The 20,184-nt window shown below is 73.2% G+C and carries 19 protein-coding genes; 12 read left to right on the forward strand and 7 right to left on the reverse strand.

Going from position 1 to position 20,184, the window contains the following annotated elements; all coding sequences use genetic code 11:
* Positions 1-69: 69 nt before the first annotated feature.
* From purB to AC0AIB_RS28650, 5 genes are all read right to left on the reverse strand, one after another.
* The gene (gene purB / locus AC0AIB_RS28630) at positions 70-1,494 is read right to left on the reverse strand and encodes an adenylosuccinate lyase (protein WP_328341397.1); all 1,425 of its coding nucleotides are present in this window, start codon (positions 1,492-1,494) and stop codon (positions 70-72) included.
* A 51-nt stretch (positions 1,495-1,545) separates the two neighbouring features.
* Positions 1,546-2,154, reverse strand: a complete 609-nt coding sequence (locus tag AC0AIB_RS28635) for a hypothetical protein (RefSeq protein ID WP_465097851.1) — start codon at positions 2,152-2,154, stop codon at positions 1,546-1,548.
* 146 nt (positions 2,155-2,300) lie between these two features.
* Positions 2,301-2,552 (reverse strand): hypothetical protein, encoded by a 252-nt coding sequence (locus tag AC0AIB_RS28640; RefSeq protein ID WP_465097852.1) that lies wholly within the window; start codon positions 2,550-2,552, stop codon positions 2,301-2,303.
* 37 nt (positions 2,553-2,589) lie between these two features.
* Entirely contained in the window at positions 2,590-3,510 is a 921-nt protein-coding gene (locus tag AC0AIB_RS28645) for a TNT domain-containing protein (protein ID WP_328341403.1), read from the reverse strand.
* 138 nt (positions 3,511-3,648) lie between these two features.
* The gene (locus AC0AIB_RS28650; protein ID WP_328341405.1) at positions 3,649-4,941 is read right to left on the reverse strand and encodes an acetyl-CoA C-acetyltransferase; all 1,293 of its coding nucleotides are present in this window, start codon (positions 4,939-4,941) and stop codon (positions 3,649-3,651) included.
* A gap of 56 nt (positions 4,942-4,997) precedes the next feature.
* Between AC0AIB_RS28650 and AC0AIB_RS28655 the strand changes: the two genes are divergently transcribed.
* The 7 genes from AC0AIB_RS28655 to AC0AIB_RS28685 all read left to right on the forward strand — a co-directional run bounded on the left by AC0AIB_RS28655 (position 4,998) and on the right by AC0AIB_RS28685 (position 12,342).
* Complete coding sequence (locus tag AC0AIB_RS28655; RefSeq protein ID WP_328341407.1) at positions 4,998-6,374, forward strand: 3-oxoacyl-ACP reductase; 1,377 nt, start codon at positions 4,998-5,000, stop codon at positions 6,372-6,374.
* On the forward strand, positions 6,374-7,402 hold the full coding sequence (locus AC0AIB_RS28660) for a MaoC/PaaZ C-terminal domain-containing protein (RefSeq protein WP_328341409.1): 1,029 nt from the start codon (positions 6,374-6,376) through the stop codon (positions 7,400-7,402). The genes AC0AIB_RS28655 and AC0AIB_RS28660 overlap by 1 nt, the downstream gene beginning before the upstream one ends.
* A gap of 82 nt (positions 7,403-7,484) precedes the next feature.
* On the forward strand, positions 7,485-8,237 hold the full coding sequence (locus AC0AIB_RS28665; RefSeq protein WP_328341411.1) for an NUDIX hydrolase: 753 nt from the start codon (positions 7,485-7,487) through the stop codon (positions 8,235-8,237).
* The gene (locus AC0AIB_RS28670) at positions 8,234-9,310 is read left to right on the forward strand and encodes a serine/threonine-protein kinase (protein ID WP_465097853.1); all 1,077 of its coding nucleotides are present in this window, start codon (positions 8,234-8,236) and stop codon (positions 9,308-9,310) included. Before AC0AIB_RS28665 ends, AC0AIB_RS28670 begins: the two co-directional genes overlap by 4 nt.
* Before the next feature lie 10 nt (positions 9,311-9,320).
* Complete coding sequence (locus AC0AIB_RS28675) at positions 9,321-10,283, forward strand: hypothetical protein (RefSeq protein WP_465097854.1); 963 nt, start codon at positions 9,321-9,323, stop codon at positions 10,281-10,283.
* Positions 10,284-10,354: 71 nt separating this feature from the next.
* Positions 10,355-11,626 (forward strand): adenylosuccinate synthetase, encoded by a 1,272-nt coding sequence (locus AC0AIB_RS28680; RefSeq protein WP_328348977.1) that lies wholly within the window; start codon positions 10,355-10,357, stop codon positions 11,624-11,626.
* A 98-nt stretch (positions 11,627-11,724) separates the two neighbouring features.
* On the forward strand, positions 11,725-12,342 hold the full coding sequence (locus AC0AIB_RS28685; protein ID WP_328341415.1) for a DedA family protein: 618 nt from the start codon (positions 11,725-11,727) through the stop codon (positions 12,340-12,342).
* A gap of 65 nt (positions 12,343-12,407) precedes the next feature.
* On the opposite strand, the gene AC0AIB_RS28690 is transcribed toward AC0AIB_RS28685, so the two are convergent.
* Positions 12,408-13,046, reverse strand: a complete 639-nt coding sequence (locus AC0AIB_RS28690; RefSeq protein WP_328341417.1) for a TetR/AcrR family transcriptional regulator — start codon at positions 13,044-13,046, stop codon at positions 12,408-12,410.
* 79 nt (positions 13,047-13,125) lie between these two features.
* Between AC0AIB_RS28690 and AC0AIB_RS28695 the strand changes: the two genes are divergently transcribed.
* The 5 genes from AC0AIB_RS28695 to AC0AIB_RS28715 all read left to right on the forward strand — a co-directional run bounded on the left by AC0AIB_RS28695 (position 13,126) and on the right by AC0AIB_RS28715 (position 18,715).
* Positions 13,126-13,578 (forward strand): SCP2 sterol-binding domain-containing protein, encoded by a 453-nt coding sequence (locus AC0AIB_RS28695; RefSeq protein ID WP_328341419.1) that lies wholly within the window; start codon positions 13,126-13,128, stop codon positions 13,576-13,578.
* Positions 13,579-13,580: 2 nt separating this feature from the next.
* Positions 13,581-14,795, forward strand: a complete 1,215-nt coding sequence (locus tag AC0AIB_RS28700) for an acyl-CoA dehydrogenase family protein (protein ID WP_328341421.1) — start codon at positions 13,581-13,583, stop codon at positions 14,793-14,795.
* A 123-nt stretch (positions 14,796-14,918) separates the two neighbouring features.
* Positions 14,919-15,542 carry a dihydrofolate reductase family protein gene (locus AC0AIB_RS28705; RefSeq protein ID WP_328341423.1) on the forward strand — a complete coding sequence of 208 codons (624 nt, stop codon included), beginning with the start codon at positions 14,919-14,921 and terminating at the stop codon, positions 15,540-15,542.
* Between the two features lie 274 nt (positions 15,543-15,816).
* Positions 15,817-17,382, forward strand: coding sequence for an AMP-binding protein (locus AC0AIB_RS28710; protein WP_328341425.1), 1,566 nt, complete (start codon positions 15,817-15,819; stop codon positions 17,380-17,382).
* A 142-nt stretch (positions 17,383-17,524) separates the two neighbouring features.
* The gene (locus AC0AIB_RS28715) at positions 17,525-18,715 is read left to right on the forward strand and encodes a serine hydrolase domain-containing protein (RefSeq protein ID WP_465097855.1); all 1,191 of its coding nucleotides are present in this window, start codon (positions 17,525-17,527) and stop codon (positions 18,713-18,715) included.
* 185 nt (positions 18,716-18,900) lie between these two features.
* Here AC0AIB_RS28715 and purD read toward each other — a convergent pair whose 3' ends face one another.
* A complete protein-coding gene (gene purD / locus AC0AIB_RS28720; RefSeq protein ID WP_465097856.1) occupies positions 18,901-20,151 on the reverse strand; it encodes a phosphoribosylamine--glycine ligase in 1,251 nt (416 codons plus the stop codon).
* Positions 20,152-20,184: the final 33 nt, after the last annotated feature.

Here is a 20,184-nt window from a genome sequence, read left to right on the forward strand (position 1 = left end):
GTGGGGGGTGGGGGGTGCGGGGTGGGGTTGCTATAGGGGGCGACGTTCGGGGAAGTAGGTCTACTCCTGTCAGAGGATGGGGGGTGGGGAGTAGGTGGCGGCTTCGGGGTGGGCGGTGACGACGGTGGTGATGCGGCGGGTGATCGCGTCCACCTGGGCCTGGGCGGCACCGGTGAAGGTGGCGGGGTCGGCGACCAGGGTGTCGATCTCGCTGCGGGTGAGGCCGAGGCGGGAGTCGGCGGCAAGCCGGTCGAACAGGTCGTTCTCCGGGGCGCCCTTCTCCCGCATCGCCAACGCCACGGCGACCGCGTGCTCCTTGATCACCTCGTGGGCGACCTCCCGGCCGACGCCCCGGCGCACCGACGCGACCAGGATCCTGGTGGTGGCGAGGAAGGGCAGGAAGCGCTCCAGCTCCCGGCTGATCACCGCCGGGTAGGCCCCGAACTCGTCGAGCACGGTGAGGAAGGTCTGGAACAGCCCGTCGGCGGCGAAGAAGGCGTCCGGCAGGGCCACCCGGCGGACCACCGAGCAGGAGACGTCCCCCTCGTTCCACTGGTCACCGGCCAGCTCGCCGACCATCGACAGGTAGCCCCGGATGATCACCGCGAAGCCGTTCACCCGTTCCGACGAGCGGGTGTTCATCTTGTGCGGCATCGCGCTGGAGCCGACCTGACCCGGCTTGAAGCCCTCGGTTGCCAACTCCTGACCGACCATCAGCCGGATCGTGGTGGCCAGCGACGACGGCGCGGCGGCCACCTGCGCCAGGGCTGCGAGCACCGCCATGTCGATCGAGCGCGGATAGACCTGCCCGACGCTGTCCAGCACCCGGGAGAAGCCCAGGTGCCCGGCCACCCGCCGCTCCAGCTCGGCCACCTTCGCGGCGTCGCCGTCGAAGAGGTCGAGCTGGTCGGCGGCGGTGCCCACCGGCCCCTTGATCCCGCGCAGGGGGTACCAGTTGATCAGGTCTTCCAGCCGCTCGTACGCGATGAGCAGCTCTTCCGCCGCCGAGGCGAAGCGCTTGCCCAGCGTGGTGGCCTGCGCGGCGACGTTGTGCGACCGGCCGGTCAGCACCAGGCCGGAGTGCTCGTGGGCGAGCCAGGCCAGCCGGGCCAGCGCGGCGACCACCCGGTCCCGGATCAGCTCCAGCGAGGCGCGCACCTGGAGCTGCTCGACGTTCTCGGTGAGGTCGCGGGAGGTCATCCCCTTGTGCACGTGCTCGTGCCCGGCGAGCGCGCTGAACTCCTCGATCCGGGCCTTCACGTCGTGCCGGGTGACCCGCTCCCGCTCGGCGATCGAGGCCAGGTCGACCTGGTCGACCACCCGCTCGTACGCCTCGACCACCCCGTCCGGCACGGCCACGCCGAGGTCCCGCTGGGCGCGGAGCACGGCGAGCCAGAGCCGCCGCTCCATCCGCACCTTCTCCTCCGGGGACCAGAGGGCGACCAACTCGGGTGAGGCGTACCGGTGGGCGAGCACGTTCGGGATCGTCGTCACGTACCTCATTGTCCCGCACGCCGGGGCAGCCACCCGAACCAGGTCGCCGGGTCAGACCTTCGGGATGTCGTGCACCGGGGCGGTCACCACGATGGTCTTCGTCTGCGTGCCGTGGGCGTTGCGCACGGTCAGCGTGTAGGTGTGCTTCTGGACCTCACCCTCCCGGCCGGAACAGGGGAAGTTGAAGGTTTCACTGCCGGCCGGCGGGTAGTCGTCGCCGTAGATGCCGGGACCATCGACCGAGAGGGCCACCGAGTCGACGTTGCCGGCCTTCCACTCCACCAGGGCCGGGCTGCCGGCGATCGGGTTGACATTGGTCCCGGCCGGGCAGGACGGCTTGTCGGCGACCCGGAAGTAGCTGATGGTCGGGCCGCTCGACTTCGTACCGGACCGGCCCCCGCCGCTGCTGCCGGTGCCACCCCCGGTCGACCCACCGCCGGTCGACCCACCGCCCGTCGAGCCACCGCCAGTCGCGTCGGTGTCGGTGATCGAGCCGGTGCCGGCCGGGGTCGTCGCGGCGACCGGGCCCGGCGCGGCGTCGGTCGCCCCGGCCTCCGTGGTGGGGTCCCCGGCACTCGTGCCGGTGGAGGTACAGCCGCCGACCGCGAGCGCGGCGGCGAGGGCGACGGCGGCGGTACGGAGCAGAGATCGACCGGGCATGGCCACTCCTTGAGGGGCGCCGCCACCGTGGCTCCGGGCGGGCTGACACCACGGTAGGTAGGCCCGGCAACACCGCTTTGAACTGCTCAAACCTCCACTCCGCCCGGTCGGTGGCCGACCGGAACCGGCGCTGCGCCCGAACGTCGTCAGGGCGGGGCGGGTCGGCCGGTAAGCGCCCGCCACAGGCCCGCGCACGCCTCCTGCTCGGTGTCGCAGGTCAGGCGGACGTCGTACACCCCGCGTTCGTACGCCCCGATCTCCCACCGCCCGTCGGCGGACCTGCGGAGGAACCAGAAGTCGGGTGGCAGCGGGACGTGCTCGTGCACCCCCTCCAGTTCGAAGGCGTCCGGGGAGATCCCGGTGGTGAAGAGGGCGTTACGCAACTCGTGCCGGTCCACTGTGACCTCCAGGGTGCGGGGAAGGGGCGGCAGCGGATCAGCAGACCGGTGCGGCACGCAGCCCGCCGCCCGCCCCACCCTGACGCGGCACGGCGTCGGTCGGGCAGGGCGGGGTGCCCCCACCCAGATACTCCTCGACGATGACGTGGTGGTCGAGCAACCACTGCACGGTCAGCAGCTTGCCGGCCTGCGGCACGTACTCCGGGTTGAGCTGGAACTGGGTGCCCATGCCGGGCTGCGCGAACCAGGGGGCGATCGGGCCGGAGTCGACGTCGAACGGCTTGAGCACGCAGTAGGTGTGGTAGTTCGCCAGCGGTGCGGCCGGCGTGGTGGCCGGCGGCGTGGGCGGGGTGTTCAGGCTCTGCGGGGCGAGGGAGCGGGAGTTGAACGGGGTGCCGAGCGGGGCCAGAAAGGCGCCACCGGTGAAGCCGAAGCGGTCGAGGCGGTACCCGGGCAGCATGGTCTGCCGCTGCTTCACCGGCTTGCCGTCCGGGCCGAGGAAGAAGCCGTTCTCCGGCGGGAAGACCAGCGTGGTCCCGGCCCCGTTCAGGGTGTAGTTCGAGATCCACTGGGACTCGCTCTGCGCGCCGAACCGCCGGTAGCCGGCGAGCAGCGGGCCGACCGGGGACTGTGTCGGCAGTACGGCCGGCCCGAGCAGCCGGTTGTCGTCATAGAACCGGGTGGTCTGCGGGGCGTCCGGTGGCAGGCCGGGGCGGCAGAGGCTCGCGTCCGGCGGCGGCTGCGGGGCGCGGGACCGACCGGTCTGGCCGTGACCGGGTCGGGCGGTGGGTTGCGCGCCGGGACCGGGCCGACTCCCGTCCGGCCCCCGGGAGCCGTCGTCGGCGAGCGCGGCGACCTCGGCCGTGGTGATCGGCGTACCGGCCGACGGCGCGGCCCCGGGGAGGACGACCAGGGCCGCCCCGGAGAGGACGGCGACCAGCCAACGTCTACGTTTCACCACAAACCTCCTGATAAGGGACGAGTAACGCCCTTATCGTGTGGAGGTCAGTGCCGGAACGTGAACCTTCGGGCTATTCGTCCCTCGAAGGAGGTTCGGGAGGATCACCCCGGCCGGACCGGGGCCGGGGTGGGTGTGTCAGCGTTCCAGGATGGCGGTCACGCCCTGCCCGCCGGCCGCGCAGATCGAGATCAGCCCGCGTCCGCCGCCCTGCTCGGCGAGCAGCTTGGCCAGCGTCGCCACGATCCGGCCACCGGTTGCGGCGAACGGGTGCCCGGCGGCCAGCGACGAACCGTTGACGTTGAGCCGGTCCCGGTCGATCGCGCCCAGCGGGGCGTCCCGCCCCAACCGCTCCTTGCCGAACTCCGCCGACTCCCAGGCCGCCAGGGTGGCCAGCACCTGCGACGCGAACGCCTCGTGGATCTCGTAGAAGTCGAAGTCCTGGAGGGTCAGCCCGGCCCGCTCCAGCATCCGGGGCACCGCGTACGCGGGGGCCATCAGCAGCCCCTCGTCGCCGTGCACGAAGTCCACCGCCGCCGTCTCCGACCAGGAGAACCAGGCCAGTACGGGGAGTTGGTGCTCACGCGCCCACTGCTCGGAGGCGAGTAGCACGGTGGACGCGCCATCGGTCAGCGGGGACGAGTTGCCGGCGGTCATGGTGGCCTGCTCGGCGTCCGGGCCCCGGGTGCCGAAGACCGGCCGGAGCGCGCCGAGCTTCTCCAGGCTGGTGTCGGCGCGGAGGTTCTGGTCCCGGGTCAACCCCAGATAGGGGGTCATCAGGTCGTCGAAGAAGCCCCTGTCGTACGCGGCGGCGAGGCGCTGGTGCGAGCGGAGCGCCAACTCGTCCTGGGACCGCCTGTCGACCTGCCAGCGCAGGGCCGTCCGGGCGGCGTGCTCGCCCATCGACAGCCCGGTGCGGGGCTCGGCGTTGCGCGGCAACTCCGGCTTGAACGGCTGGTGCGGGCGGAGCTTGGCGGCGATCTTCAGCCGCTCGCCGAGGGTCCGGGCGCTGTTGAGTTTGAGCAGGGTGCGGCGCATGTCCTCGTTGATCGCCAGCGGCGCGTCGGAGGTGGTGTCGACGCCACCGGCGATGCCCACGTCGAGCTGCCCGAGGGCGATCTTGTTGGCGACCAGGATCGCCGCCTCCAGGCCGGTGCCGCAGGCCTGCTGGATGTCGTACGCGGGGGTGTGCGGGTCGAGTTTCGAGCCGAGCACCACCTCCCGGGTCAGGTTGAAGTCCTTGGAGTGCTTGAGCACCGCCCCGGCCACCACCTCGCCGACCCGCTGCCCGGCCAGCCCGAACCGGGCGATCAGCCCGTCCAGCGCCGCGCCGAGCAGGTCAGCGTTGGACGCGCTGGCATACCGGGAGTTGGACCGGGCGAAGGGGATGCGGTTGCCGCCGATGACCGCGACCCGCCGGATGCTCTGCACGATCCCGCCTCCGTTTCAGGGCTTGCCCACAACCTACTGGCCAGTAGGCTACGCCTATGACCGACAGGTACGCGAGCTTCGTCCAATCGGGGGCCGGCCGCGCGCTGGTCAAGCGCCTCGGGCTGCCCGACCCGCCGCGACTGCGCCGGCACACCCCCGGCGACCCGCTGCTGCCCGGCCCGGTCCTGCTCGGCGCGGCCGGCGGGTCGAGACTGGCAGTCCAGGTGGGCCGGATGCTGCTCGACGCCGGGGTCGAGTTGCGCGACACACCGGCGAGCGGCGACCCGGACCCCACCACAGGCCAACTGCCGAAGAACGGTGCCCTGGTGTACGACGCCACCGGCGTCACCGACTCCACCGGCCTGCGCCAGCTCTACGACTTCTTCCACCCGCAGGCCCGGGCGGTGCTGCCCAGCGGTCGGGTGATCGTGTTGGGCACCCCGCCCGCCGAATGCGGCTCGCCCCGGGAGGCCACCGCCCAGCGGGCCCTGGAGGGGCTGACCCGCAGCATCGGCAAGGAGTTCGGTCGGGGCGTCACCGCCCAACTGGTGTACGTCACCCGGGCCGGGGACGCCGGCACCCCGACCAGCCTGGAGGCGACCCTGCGGTTCCTGCTCTCCGGCCGCTCCGCGTACGTCTCGGGGCAGGTGGTCCGGGTCGGCACCGGGCCGGCCGCCGTCCCGGCGGACTGGAACCGGCCGCTGGCCGGGCAGGTGGTGCTGGTCACCGGCGCGGCCCGGGGCATCGGCGCGGCGGTCGCCCGGGTGCTGGCCCGCGACGGCGCGCAGGTCGTCGCGCTGGACGTCCCGTCGGCCGGGGACGCCCTCGCGGCGGTCGTCAACGAGATCGGCGGCACCGCCGTACAACTCGACCTCACCGGGTCGGACGCCCCCACCCGGCTCGCCGACCACCTGGCCGAGCGGCACGGCCGGGTCGACGTGGTGGTGCACAATGCCGGCATCACCCGGGACAAGACACTGGGTCGGATGGACGCCGACAGGTGGGACTCGGTGCTCGACGTCAACCTCTCCAGTCAGGAACGGATCAACGACGTGCTGCTGGAACGGGGGTTGATCCCCGAGGGCGGCCGGCTGGTCGCCGTCTCGTCGATCGCCGGGATCGCCGGCAACCGGGGCCAGACCAACTATGCGACAAGCAAGGCCGGGGTGATCGGCCTGGTCGACTCGCTCGCCCCGGCGCTGGCCGGGCGCGGGATCAGCGTCAACGCGGTCGCCCCCGGCTTCATCGAGACCCGGCTGACCGCCCGGATGCCGCTGGTGATCCGGGAGGCGGGTCGCCGGATGAACAGCCTGGCGCAGGGTGGCCTGCCGGTGGACGTCGCCGAGACGATCGGCTGGCTGGCCTGGCCGGCATCGGGTGCGGTCAGCGGCAACGTGGTCCGGGTCTGCGGCCAGAGTCTGTTGGGGGCGTGATGGCACGACGCAGGAACCGACCCGGGGAGTCCGGCGACGGGGAACTGTCGGTCGGCGACCTGATCGACGGGCCCACCGAGGTCATCTCACCGGCGGCGCTGGCCGCCGCCCGCGCCGCCGACCCGGGGCACGACCGGGCCGTCGACGAGACGCACGACCTGTCGACGCGGGCCGGGCGGGCCCGGGTGGAGCTGCCCGGCCTGCCCAGGCCGGGCGCGCTCTACCGGCGGGCGCTGCGCGACGCGGTGCCCGGGATCGGCCGGTCCCGTCGGCCGGACGCCGCGCCCCCGGTCGAGCTGGCCGTCACCGGGGTCACCGTCGACCGGACCCACCTCGCCGAGTACGACCGGGTGTGCGGTTTCCGGTTGGCCGACGCACTGCCGGCGACCTACCCGCACGTGCTGGGCTTCCCGCTGGCGTTGCGGTTGATGACCCTGCCGGAGTTCCCGTTCCCGCTGGCCGGGGTGGTGCACGTGGGCAACCGGATCAGCGTGAGACGACCGGTCCCGGCCGGCGAACCGTGGGACTTCGTCGTCCACGCCGAGCAGCTGCGACCGCATCCGCGCGGGCGGCAGGTCGACGTCGTCCTGGTCGGCTCGGTCGGCGGCGAGGAGGTGTGGCGCGGGGTGTCGACGTACCTGGGCCGGGAGCGGGGGGCCGACGGCGGTGCCGGGCGCGACCCGGGCGAGCGCCCCGCGCCGCCGGCCGCCACCGCGCACTGGCGGCTCACCCCCCGGGTGGGTACGGAGTACGCCCGGGTCTCCGGGGACCACAACCCGATCCACACCTCCCGGCTGGGGGCGCGACTGTTCGGGTTCCCCCGACCGATCGCGCACGGCATGTGGAGCAAGGCCCGCTGCCTGGCCGCGCTGGAGAGCCGGCTGCCTGAGGCGTACACCGTGGAGGTGGGGTTCAAGCTGCCGGTGCCGCTGCCGTCGACTGTGGCGTTCAGCGCCGTCCCGGGCTGGGACTTCGCCCTGCACGACACGCGGACCGGCCGCCCGCACCTGGTGGGCACCATCCGCTGAACGACGCACGGCGGTTGCCCACCGCCGTTTCGTGAGCTAGGTTGTTCTCAGATCGAGTAATTCTCAACCTGAGAGGGATGCGGTGAACGAGCAGGACTTCCTCGCCGGATACGACCCCGGCGCCTACCCGTCGACCGCGATCACCGTGGACGTGGTGGCGCTGACCATCCGCGAGGGCGCGCTGCACCTGCTGCTGATCCGACGCGGCCAACCTCCCTACCAGGGGCACTGGGCGCTGCCCGGCGGCTTCGTCCAGCCCGACGAGGACCTCACCACCGGGGCCCGCCGCGAACTCGCCGAGGAGACCGGCCTCGGCGGCGACCGGCTGCGCCGGGTCCACCTCGAACAGCTCGCCAGCTACGGCAGCCCGGACCGGGATCCGCGGATGCGGATCGTCTCCGTGGCCCACCTCGCCTTCGCCCCCGACCTGCCCGACCCGGTCGCCGACTCCGACGCCGACGAGGCCGGCTGGCTGCCGGTCACCGCCCTGCCCAGCCGGCAGCTCGCCTTCGACCACGCCCGGATCGTCGACGACGGGCTGGAACGGGCCCGGTCCAAGCTCGAATACACCCCGCTGGCCACCCGCTTCCTCGGCCCCGAGTTCACCATCGCCGAGCTGCGCGGCGTCTACGAGACGGTATGGGGGCACCCGCTGCACGCCGGCAACTTCCACCGCAAGGTGCTCTCCGTCCCCGGCTTCGTGGAGAGCACCGGCACCAGCACCGAACGCGGCGGTGCCCGGGGCGGCCCCCGCGCCCGGCTCTACCGGGCCGGCGACGCCCGGCTGCTGCACCCGGCGCTGCTGCGCCCCGCCCGGGAGGAGACCGTCCGGTGAGGACCGACGAGGCGATCCGCCTGGTCGCGGCGGCCCGCACCGACGCCGACCTGTTCGGCGTCGACACCCCGGGGCGGCGCTACCGCGAGCTGGTCGCGGCCCTGCACCCCGACCGGCTGGGCGCGCTCGACGCCCGGGCACGCGCCGCGGCCACCGACGCCTTCGTCCAGGTCACCACCCGCTGGCAGGCCGCCCGGGCCCCTTCTCCCACCGACCCCTCGAACCCGGCCGGCGGGTCGACCGCCACCGGGCCGGCCTCCGGTGGCCCCGCCGCCGACGACGCGGCCCCCGACGGACCGACGGTCGTGTTCGGGGGGTACCGGCTCGGCGCGCTGGCCCACGCCGGTGACCTCGCCGACCTCTACGACGTCGGGGCGGACCGGCTGCTCAAACTGCCCCGCGACCCGGCCGACAACGACCTGCTGGCCCGCGAGGCACACGCCCTGCGGCAGATCGAGGAGCGCGGCGACCCCCGCCACCTGCCGTACGTGCCCCGGCTGGTCGACACCTTCCGGCACCGGGACGCGGCCAGTGGCGCGGAACGCCGGATCACCGTGCTGGCCGCCGTACCCGGGCTGCACGACCTCGACGCGGTACGCCGGGCGTACCCGGACGGGTTGGACGCCCGGGACGCGGCCTGGATCTGGCGGCGGCTGCTGGTCGCCCTCGGCCTGGCCCACCGGGCCGGCGTGGTGCACGGCGCGGTGCTCCCCCGGCACGTGCTGATCGAGCCGGAGGCACACGGTGTGGTGCTCGTCGACTGGTGCTTCTCCGCAGTCGGCGGTGGCACCGTCCCGGCGCTGGTCCCCGGCCACGAGGACTGGTACCCGCCGGAGGTCACCGCGCGGCGGCCCGCCGGCCCTGGCACCGACCTGGCGATGGCCGCCGCCTGCATGAGCTGGCTGATGGGCGACCGGGCCCCCCGTGAGCTGCGCGCCTTCGCCGACGGCTGCCGCCGCCCGGCGCTGGCCGCCCGACCCGACGACGCCTGGAGACTGCTCGGCGAACTCGACGAGGTGCTGGACCGGCTCTACGGGCCGCGCACCTTCCGCCCCTTCACCCTCAACCCCTAGGGAGGCTGCCATGGGCAGCGGAATCTGGTCCACCGACGTGTACGACGCCGCCGACCGCTACCGCCGGAAGAAGGGCACCAGCGCGTTCTCCTACAGCGACGGCGGGGCGCGCACCGTGCACCCGGCGCTCGACCCGCGCGGCGCTCTGCGGGAGAGCCGCGACAACGCCGAGCACCCGCAGTCGACGCCCATCGCGGTGCTGTTCGACGTGACCGGCTCGATGGGGCACGTGCCCCGCACCCTCCAGGCCAAGCTGCCGCAACTGCTCGGGCTGCTGCTGCGCCAGGGTTACGCCCGCGACCCGCAGGTGATGTTCGGCGCGATCGGCGACGCTACCTGCGACCGGGTGCCGTTGCAGGTGGGGCAGTTCGAGTCGGACAACCGGATGGACGACGACCTCGGCCGAATCGTGCTGGAGGGCGGTGGCGGCGGTCAGCTGACCGAGTCGTACGAGCTGGCGATGTACTTCATGGCCCGGCACACGGTCACCGACAGCTGGGAGAAGCGGGGGCGGCGCGGTTACCTGTTCATCATCGGCGACGAGCTGGCGTACCCCCGGGTGAGCCGGCGGGAGGTGCGCCGGCTGATCGGCGACGACCTCGGCGAGGACGTGCCGCTGCGGCAGATCGTCGACGAGGTGACCCGCCGCTGGGACACCTACTACCTGCTCCCCGCCGGCAGCCACTACGCCGGCAACGCCAGGGTGCTCGACTTCTGGCGGGACCTGCTCGGGCAACGCGCCGTCGTCCTCGACGACCTGGACGCGGTCTGCGAGACCATCGCGCTCACCGTCGGCCTCGGCGAGCAGGCCATCGACCTGGACGAGGGGCTGCGCGACCTGGACCGGGCCGGCTCCACCGTCGGCGGCACGGTGTCCAAGGCGCTGGCCCGACTGGGCGGCGGCCGGCGTACCGAGGTCTCCACGCTGCCGGCCCCGACCACGCACCGCACCGGTGGGGTGACCCGGCTGTGAACGACGTCCCCGCCCCGGTGACCCGGCGGCCCGGTCCGGTCCCGCCGGTCCCCGACCCCGGCCGGCACGTGATCGTGGTCGACCTCGGTTACGGCGACGCAGGCAAGGGCACCGTCGTGGACTGGCTCTGCGCGACCCGGCCCGTGCACACGGTGGTGCGGTTCAACGGGGGTGCGCAGGCCGCCCACAACGTGGTGCTGCCCGACGGGCGGCAGCACACGTTCGCCCAGTTCGGGGCGGGGACGTTCCGGCCAGGGGTCCGCACCCACCTGGCCCGGCAGCTGGTGGTGGACCCGTTGGCGCTGGCGGCCGAGGCGGACCACCTCGCCTCGGTCGGGGTGCCCGACGCCCTCGACCGGCTCAACGTCGACGGGGAGGCGCTGCTGGCCACGCCGTACCACCGGGCCGCCAACCGGCTCCGGGAGATCGCCCGGGGGGCCGACCGGCACGGCTCCTGCGGGCTGGGGGTGGGCGAGTCCGTCCGGTACGGGCTCGCCCACCCCGACGAGGCGCCCCGGGTGGCCGACTGCCGCCACCCGGAGCTGCTGCGTCGCCGGCTCACCGTGCTCCGGGACAGGTTGACCGCCGAACTCGGCCCGCTGGACGCCCCACCGGTGGCGGACTGCCTGCCCGCGTTCACCGGCTTCGCCGCCCGGGTGGCGATCGTCGACCGGTCGTACCTGGCCGGGGTGCTGCGGGCGGGGACCTGCGTCTTCGAGGGGGCGCAGGGGGTGCTGCTGGACGAGTGGCACGGCTTCCACCCGTACACCACGTGGAGCACCACCACCTTCGCCAACGCCGAGGCGCTGCTCGCCGAGGCGGGGGCGGCCGGGTCGGCGTACCGGCTGGGGGTGTTGCGGACGGTCACCACCCGGCACGGGCCGGGCCCGCTTGTCACCGAGGACCGGGGCCTGCCGTTGACCGACCCGCGCAACCCGACCAACCCGTGGCAGGGCCGGTTCCGGTTCGGCCACTTCGACGCCGTCGCCCACCGGTACGCCCTGACGGTGGCCGGCGGGGTGGACGGGCTCGCCCTCACCCACCTCGACCTGACCCGCTCCGATCCGACCCGCCCTCCGCTGCGGATCTGCCGCCGCTACGAGGGCGTCGACCGGCTGCACCCCGGCCCGCCCGGCGACCTGGACCGGCAGGCGGCCCTCACCGCCCGCCTGCTGCGGACCCGCCCGGTGTACGACGCCCCGCCCACCGACTGGCCGGCGGCGGTGGCCGAGGCGCTGGCCGCCCCGGTGGTGCTCACCTCGCACGGTCCCACCGCCGCCGACAAGCGGGAGCACGGCTCGCCGGCCACCGCTCCGCTCCCGGCTCCCCAGCCGGTGGCCTGATCCCCACCCCGTGGCCTGATCCCGCGACCCGGCCCCGGCCGGTGGGCTGATCCCGCGACTCGGCCCCCGGCCGGTGGCGCAGCGTCGAGCATGGGGACATGCAGTCGGTGCTCGACCTGCTCCACCACACCGTCACCTCGCCCTGGGTGTACCTGGTGATCTTCGTGGTGACCGCGGTCGACGCGTTCTTCCCGGTGATACCCGGCGAGACCGTGGTGATCACCGCCGGGGTCTTCGCCGCCAGCGGCGAGCCGAACCTGGCCGCCGTGATCGCGGTGGCGGCGCTCGGCGCGCTCGCCGGCGACCACGCCTCCTACGGCATCGGTCGGCGCGGCGGTGCGCACCGACTGGCCCGACTGCCCGACGGCAGCCGCCGCCGGACCAGCTCGGACTGGGCCCGCCGGGCGGTGGACCGGCGGGGCGGCTCGATCCTCACCACCTCCCGCTACGTACCCGGCGGTAGGACCGCCGTCACCCTGACCATGGGTGCGGTCCGCTATCCGCTCTCCCGTTTCCTGCTCTTCGATGCCGTCGCCGTCGTCACCTGGAGCGTGTACTGCGGGCTGCTCGGCTTTTTCGGGGGGCTGACCTTCGAGCGGGATCCGCTCCGCGGGCTGCTCGTCGGCATCGGTCTCTCGCTGGCCGTCACCGGGCTGTTGGAGCTGGCCCGCTGGTTGCGCTACCGGGCCCGCCGCCGCGCCGCGGCCCGCCGCTGACCGAACCGGTAGGACGACCCGGCGGGTGGTGGTCGGGGCTGGCGCACGGCGGTTCGCCGGGCGATTCAGTCCGCCGGGGGCCGCCAGGTGACGCCGTCGAGGAGTTGGGCCGCACCGAGCCAGGCGACGTTCATCATCCGGGTGGCGGTCTTCTCCGGCTCGGCCTCGGGGTGGTCGGCCAGCCAGTCCGCAAGCGACTCGCTCGCGCCGACCAGGGCGTACGCGACGACCTCCAGCTCGGTGCCGGTGACCTCCCGGCCCCGGGCGCGCAGGGCGTGGTCGAGCATCCCGGCGACCACGTCGACCAGCCGGGCGCGCATCGCGGCCAGTTCGGCGGCGAACGGTTGGGAGCCCCGGGCCTGCCGGTAGAGCACGGCCCAGCCGTCGCGGTGCGCCCCGACGAAGCCGAAGAAGGCCCGCAGCCCGCGCCAGAGCCGCTGGTCGGCCGGGAGGTCGGGGGCGGCGGCCCCGGCGATGGCCAGCATCATCCGGGCGGTCTCCCGGTGCAGGCAGGCGACGAAGAGCTCCTCCTTGGTGCCGAGGTACGCGTAGACCATCGGCTTGGAGATGCCCGCGTCCTCGGCGATCTCGTCCATGCTGGCGGCGTGGAAGCCACGTCGGGAGAAGACCTTGACGGCCGCGTCGAGCATCTGCTGCTCGCGTACGGCCCGGGGGAGGCGCTTGAAGCTGGGTGTGCTGGACACTCTTGCGAGCATACCTACCCGTGCGTAAGGTTACGCCAGAGTAACCACAAATCGGTCCGCCCCGAGAGGTGCAACTTCCATGACTGACTTCGACCCGGCCAACTTCGCCAACTACGGTCCCAAGGAGTTCGCCAAGCTGGTCAAGTCCACCCCGGACGACAAGATCGCCGAGGTGATGTCCGGCGAGCTGCGCGGCAAGGTGCTCAGCGAGGTCTTCGGCCGGATGCCGCAGCTGTTCCGCGCCGACCGGGCCGGCGCCACCAACGCCGTGATCCACTGGAACATCACCGGTCGCCCCGACGGTGGCACCGACATCTACGAGATCGTCGTCGCCGACGGTGCCTGCACCGTCAACGAGCCGCCGCAGCACGAGCCGAAGCTCGCCCTCACCATGGGTCCGGTCGAGTTCCTGAAGATCGTCTCCGGTGGTGCCAACCCGGTGATGATGTTCATGACCGGCAAGCTCAAGGCCAAGGGTGACCTGGGCCTGGCGGCCAACATCGCCAACCTGTTCGACATCCCCAAGGCCTGACGATGGCCGAGTTCTCGCTCGACCTGAACGAGGAACAGCGGGACCTGCGGGACTGGGTGCACGGCTTCGCCGCCGAGGTCGTGCGCCCGGCCGCCGCCGAGTGGGACGCCCGGGAGGAAACCCCCTGGCCGATCATCCGGGAGGCCGCGAAGGTCGGCCTGTACGGCTTCGAGTTCCTCGCCACCTGCTGGGCCGACCCCACCGGTCTGTCCCTGCCGATCGCCAGTGAAGAGCTCTTCTGGGGCGACGCCGGTATCGGCATGAGCATCTTCGGCACCTCGCTCGCCGTCGCCGCCATCTACGGTGCCGGCACCCCCGACCAGCTTGTCGAATGGGTGCCGCAGTGCTTCGGCACGGTCGACGAACCCGCCGTCGCCGCGTTCTGCACCACCGAACCGGAGGCCGGCTCCGACGTCGCGGCGATGCGCAGCCGGGCCCGCTACGACGAGGCCGCCGACGAGTGGGTGCTCACCGGGCAGAAGGCGTACGCCACCAACGGCGGCATAGCCGGGGTGCACGTGGTCACCGCCTCCGTCGAGCCCGAGCTGGGCTCGCGCGGGCAGGCCGCGTTCGTCGTACCGCCGGGGACGGCCGGGCTGCACGCGACCCGCAAGCTGAAGAAGCTGGGGCTGCGCGCCTCGCACACCGCCGACGTGTTCCTCGACGACGTCCGGGTGCCGGGGCGTTGCCTGCTCGGCGGCAGGGAGGCGCTGGACGAGCGCCTGGCGCGGGCCCGGTCCGGGCAGCGGGCCAGCGGCCAGGCCGCGATGCGCACCTTCGAGCTGTCCCGGCCGACCGTCGGCGCACAGGCCCTCGGGGTGGCCCGGGCCGCCTACGAGTACGCCCTCGACTACGCGAAGGAACGGGTCCAGTTCGGCCGGCCGATCATCGCCAACCAGGCCGTCGCGTTCGCCCTCGCCGACATGCGGACGGAGATCGACGCCGCCCGGCTGCTGGTCTGGCGGGCCTCCTGGATGGGCCGCAACAACCGGCCCTTCACCGCCGGCGAAGGCTCGATGTCCAAGCTCAAGGCGGGCGAGGTGGCCGTCTCGGTGACCGACAGGGCGGTGCAGCTGCTCGGCGGGGCGGGCTTCCTGCGCGACCACCCGGTCGAACGCTGGTACCGGGACGCCAAGATCTACACCATCTTCGAGGGCACCTCCGAGATCCAACGGCTGGTCATCTCCCGGGCCATCTCCGGCGTCCAGATCCGCTGACCGCATGTGCTGTGGGGGAGATTTCCCGCAGGGCCGCCCCGATCGACGACCGGCCGATGCCCGGCGTCGGCAATGAGTACCGGCATACGGTTCCGAAGTCGGCAGTTCGTGATTGGAGCAGCCATGCGAAAACTCGTCTACTACGTCGCCGTCAGCATCGACGGATACATCGCCGACCCGACAGGCGGGTTCGGTGCATTCCTCGTCGAAGGTGATCATGCGTCGGTGGTGTTCGGCGAGTACGCGGATGCGCTACCCGCGCACGCGCACGCAGCGCTGGGAATCGAGCCGCCGAAGACGCGGTTCGACACGGTGATCATGGGGTGGAACACGCTCACCCCCGCACTCGATATCGGTGTCGCCAGTCCCTACCCGCACCTGCGGCAGGTCGTCGCCAGTCGCCACCGGCGCGACGTCGACCCGGCGATCACCCTCACCGCCGATCCGCTCGCCACGGCCCGCAGCCTGAAGCAGGAAGACGGTCTGGACATCTGGCTCTGTGGTGGCGGCGAGCTCGCAGGCACACTCCTGCCGGAGATCGACCACCTCGTCCTGAAACGCAACCCCGTCGTCTTCGGTTCCGGCATCTCCATGTTCGGCGACGCCCCCCATGAGCCGCGCGCGTTCACGCTGACCGGAACCCGCTCGTTCGAGTCCGGTGTCGTGATCGAGGAGTACGTCTCCCGTGGCAGAGACGGTGCTTCCGGCCAGACCTCAGGGGATCCCGCCATACCCGCCGCGTCGTAACGGAAGGTGGAGCGTTACCACGCGATCCAGATCGTCGCAGCGGCCCTGCACGGGTGTCGGGAACCACACCCGCACGCGGTCGGGTCACCGTCGGTTTCCGACGTGCCTGACCTGTCACGGTCGGCCGACAGTGCGGTCACCGGCTGTGCATCACGGGCGGCCCCCGCCCGGCACCGGGTGGGGCCCCCGCCGGAACAGGCGCATGATCGAGAGAGGAACCCCTGGTGAAGGCATACGCCTGACCCCGTGACGTACCCCGAAGGAGGCTCGCCGGATGGACCTGCCGTTCATCGTGACCACGTTGACCAGACGGGGACTGCTCAACCCCGGCCGCCCCGTCCGGGTCGCCTCGCAACTCACCGCGCTGCGCCGGTGGGGCTGGGGAATGGCCGGGGAGCTGCGACAGGCCGCCGCCCGGGATCCGGACCGGGTCGCCGTCGTCGACGAGCACGGCGACGAGCTCACCTACCGGGAACTGCTCGACCGGGCCGAACGGCTGGCCCGCTCGATGCGCAGCGGGCTCGGCGTAAAGGCCGGTGACCGGGTCGGGTTGCTGTGCCGCAACCACCACGGGCTCGTCGAGGGCATCGTCGCCGCCACCCTGCTCGGCGCCGACGCGGTGCTCGTCAACACCGGCCTGTCCGCCGCGCAGCTCGGCACCGTGGCCGAGGAACAACGCCTCAGGGTGCTGGTGCACGACACCGAGTTCGCCGAGCGGGTCCTCGGCCTCCCCGCCGAGGTGCACCGGGTCGACGAACACGGCCTCGACGACCTGATCGCCGCCGCGCTCCCCGGCGACCGGCTCGCACCACCCGCCCAGGACGGCCGGACCATCGTGCTGACCTCCGGCACCACCGGCACGCCCAAGGGTGCCCGCCGGCCCGTCCCGACCGGTTTCGGCCCGCTGGTATCCATCGTCGACCGCATCCCGCTGCACGCCCGGGACACCGTGCTGATCGCCGCCCCGATCTTCCACACCTGGGGGTACGCCGCACTCCAGGTCGCCTTCGCGCTGCGCGCCACCATCGTGCTGCACCGCCGGTTCGACCCGGCCGCCACGCTGGCCGCGCTCGTGACGCACCGGTGTCAGGCGCTGTTCGCCGTACCGGTGATGGTGCAGCGCCTGCTCGATGTGCCGGCGCCGGAGCCACGGCCGGCGCTGAAGGTGGTCGCGGTCAGCGGTTCGGCGCTGCCCGGTGGCCTCGCCACCCGGTTCATGGACACCTACGGCGACGTCGTCTACAACCTGTACGGCTCGACGGAGGTCTCCTGGGCCGCCATCGCCGGCCCCACCGAGTTGCGGCAGGCACCCACCACTGCCGGTCGGCCCCCGCACGGCACCCGGCTGGAGATCCTCGACGATGACGGGAAGCCGGTCCCCGCCGGGCGGGTCGGCCGGATCTTCGTGGGCAACGAGATGCTCTTCGAGGGCTACACCTCCGGGGCCCGCCGGGAGACCCACGACGGGCTGCTCGACACCGGCGACCTCGGCCGGGTCGACGCCGACGGGCTGCTCTTCGTCGACGGCCGGGCCGACGACATGATCGTCTCCGGCGGGGAGAACGTCTTCCCCTCCGAGGTGGAGGATCTGCTCGCCCGGTTGCCGCAGGTCCGCGAGGCCGCCGTGCTCGGCGTGCCGGATCCGCAGTACGGGCAACGGCTCGCTGCCTTCCTCGCCCTGCGCCCCGGCGAGACCCTCGACCCCGAGGCGGTACGCGAGTACGTGCGGCACTACCTCGCCCGGTTCTCCGTACCCCGGGATGTGATCTTCGTGAAGTACCTGCCGCGCAACGCCACCGGCAAGGTGCTCACCCGCGAACTCCGCCGCTACTACGGCTGACCTGCGCTCCGACCCAGGGCTGCTCCTGCCCTCCGCCGGCGGCGGCCTGCGGCCCGGGGTGATCTCCCTGAGCAGACGATCCGGGTGCGTCGGGGGACTCTCCCCGATGTCGTCGATGCCGGCGGCCGGAAGGCTCAAGGACATGAAGATCATGAATCGGCGGGCCGTGCTCGTCGCCACGACACTCGGTGCCCTGCTCGGCGTGGCAGCCCCCGGGACTGTCGCCGTGGCCGCCCCGGCTGCCATCCCCGACGAACGTCGCGGCGGTTCGGTCTGCCGTCCCGGCACCCTCGACCCGACGCCCATCCGACAGGCGATAGCCGGGTTACCCGACGCCGACGCCACCAGCGCCCAGGTCCGGATCACCACGCCGGACGGCTGCTGGACCGGTGCCACCGGCGTGCGGGACCTGCGCAGCCAGGCACCCGTACCACCGCACGCCCGGTTCCGGGTCGGCAGCGTCACCAAGGTCTTCACCGCCGCGCTGGTGCTGCAACTCGCGGCCGAGGACCGGATCGACCTCGACGCCACGGTGCAGCGACTCCTCCCCGGGCTGCTCCCCGCCGACTACCCGACCGTCACCGTCCGCCAACTGCTCGACCACACGAGCGGCCTGCCCAGCCCCGAGGTTCCCGACGGCATCGAGTGGCAGCTCGCCCACCGCTACCACAGCTGGACCCCGGAACAACTGGTCCGGCTCGGGCTACGCAACCCCCGCGAGTTCGACCCCGGGGAGAAGCAGCACTACACCAACATGGGTTACATCGTCGCCGGAATGATCATCGAGAAGATCACCGGCCACTCGTACGCGGCGGAGCTGGACCGACGCATCGCCCGGCCGCTCGGCCTGCGCGACACCTACGCGCCGGGTGACGACCCCCGGATCCGTGGCCCGCACGCCCACGGCTACCAGGCCGTCGTCCGGCACGGGCGAACCGAACTGGTGGACGTCACCACCTGGAGCCAGACCTTCACCCCGGCCTCCGGCGACGTCATCTCCAGCCTGACCGACCTGGACACCTTCTACACGGCGCTCTTCGCCGGTCGGGTGGTGCCGGCCGCCCAGCTCACCACGATGTTCACCCTGCCGGCCGTCCCGGACGTCGACGGCGGGCCGGCCCGCTACGGCGCCGGCCTCACCGCGTTCCCGCTGCCCGACGGCGAGACCCTGTGGATCAAGACCGGTTCCCGGTACGGCTACCTCGCCGGGGTCGCCTCCACCCGGGACGGCCGGTTCCGGGTGGAGTACTCGATCACGGGCACCGACGCCAAGGGCGAGGAACTCAGCCTCACCGCCCAGCGGCTCATCACCGCCGCACTCGGCCTGCTCTGACTGCACTCACCTCCCGGGGGTACGTCGACGCGGACGTCCCCCGGCGACCCGCCGGTCGGGAGCGGTGATCCGGCCGACCGCCGACGGACCGTCCCCGGCTGGCTGCGCCGACAGTGCGCGACCGGGTCGACCCCGAACGCCGCGCACACCACCGCCAGGTGCGCCGCCGTGGTCGTCTCGGCGCGTCAGTCGGGGACGGTGATCCGGCCGTCGACGGCGGTGGCGGCGATGTCGCTGCGGTGATGCGAACCGGCCAGCTCGATGCCGCGTACCAGGGCGTAGGCGGCATCCCGGGCGGCGGTCAGGTCGGGGCCGGTGGCCGTACCGCAGAGGACCCGGCCGCCGGCGGAGAGCAACGCGCCGTCGGCGGCCCGACGGGCGGTCCCGGCGTGGATCACCCCGGGGTGGTCGGCACCCGTGATCACGTCACCGGTACGCGGCGCGGCCGGGTAGCCCTCGGCCGCGACCACCACGGTGACCGCCGCGCCGTCGCGCCAGCGCAGCGGCGGGTGCGCGGCCAGCGTGCCCGTCGCGGCGGCGTGCAGCAGCCCGGCGAGCGGCGTCTCCAGCAGCGCCAGCACCACCTGGGTCTCCGGGTCACCGAAGCGGGCGTTGAACTCGATCACCCGGGGGCCGGCGGCGGTGAGCGCCAGCCCGACATAGAGCAGACCGACGAACGGGGTACCCCGCCGGCGCATCTCGGCAAGCGTCGGGTGGACCACGTCGACCATCACCTCGTCGACCAGGCCGGGCGGTGCCCACGGCAGCGGGGCGTACGCCCCCATCCCGCCGGTGTTCGGGCCGGCGTCGCCGTCGCCGACCCGCTTGAAGTCCTGTGCGGGCAACAGCGGCAGGGCGGCCTCACCGTCGGTCACCACGAACAGGGAGACCTCGGGGCCGGACAGGTACTCCTCGACCACCACCCGGCCGCACTCCTGCGCGTGCCGCAGCGCGGCGGCCCGGTCGTCGGTGACCACCACTCCCTTGCCGGCGGCCAGCCCGTCGTCCTTCACCACGTACGGCGTGCCGAACTCGTCGAGCGCCCGCCCGACGCTCTCCGCATCGGTGCAGGTGTACGCGCGGGCGGTCGGCACCCCGGCCGCCGTCATGATCTCCTTGGCGAAGGTCTTCGAGCCCTCCAACCGGGCCGCCTCGGCCGACGGCCCGAACGCCGGGACGCCCTTGGCGCGTACCGCGTCGGCCACCCCGGCCACCAGCGGCGCCTCCGGCCCGATCACCACCAGGTCGGCACCGACCGACACGGCCAACTCGGCCACCCCGGCAGGATCGACCGGATCGACCTGCCGCAGCTCCGCCACCCCCGCGATCCCCGGGTTACCGGGCGCCGCGAACAGGGCCTCCACAGCCGGATCCTCGACCAACCCCAGGGCGAGCGCATGCTCCCGCCCACCACCACCCAGAAGAAGTACGCGCACGGCGACGAATCCTACCCACCCTCCCCCACCCCC

The organism is Micromonospora sp. DSM 43699 (assembly GCF_055517075.1).